An 811-nucleotide genomic window follows, 5' to 3' on the forward strand; every position below is an offset into this window, starting at 1 on the left:
CGCAAGAACCCGATCACCGACGCCGAGCTCGCCGAGGCGTACCGGGCCAACGCCCTGTTCGACGCCCACCGCGAAGACCCGGAGTTCGGCTACCGCTACCTCGCCGACGAGGCCGAAGCCGCAGGCGAGAAGATGTGCCGGCGGACGGCGTGGCGGATCTGCTCCGCCGGCGGCTGGACCAGCACCATCAGCAAGAGAGGCCGCGGCAAGCACCGCAAGGCCGGCCCGCCTGTACACGACGATCTCGTCAAGAGAGACTTCACCGCGCCCGGCCCCAACGAGCTGTGGCTGACCGACATCACCGAGCACTGGACGGCCGAGGGCAAGCTGTACCTGTGCGCGATCAAGGACGTCTACTCGGGCCGGATCGTCGGGTACTCGATCGACTCGAGAATGAAGTCCCGCCTGGCCGTGGCCGCCCTGAACAGCGCTGTCGCCAGGCGAGGGGACGTGGCCGGCTGCGTTCTGCACAGCGATAGAGGGTCTCAATTTCGTTCGAAGAAGATGCAGAAGGCCATCACCCGGCACGGCATGCTCGGGTCGATGGGCAGGGTCGGTGCGTGTGGTGACAACGCGGCGATGGAGAGCTTCTTCTCGCTGCTACAGAACAACGTCCTCGACCGTCGATCCTGGGCCACCAGAAACGAGCTCCGGGCCGCCATCGTGCACTGGATCGAACGGACCTACCACCGCCGCAGACGACAGGACCGCCTCGGCAGATTGACCCCCATTGAATTCGAGACCATCATCAACCACGAGGCCCCTCAGGCCGCGTGACTAACCCTGTCACCTATCCGTGCACCAGGCCCCA

1 protein-coding gene is annotated in these 811 nt (G+C 65.7%); it reads left to right on the forward strand.

The features are described 5' to 3' along the window. Positions 1-777: IS3 family transposase (locus ACYVLT_RS38300; protein WP_461125057.1), on the forward strand; the 777-nt coding region annotated here is incomplete at its 5' end. Positions 778-811 lie beyond the last annotated feature (34 nt).

It is taken from the genome of Saccharothrix stipae (genome assembly GCF_054781895.1).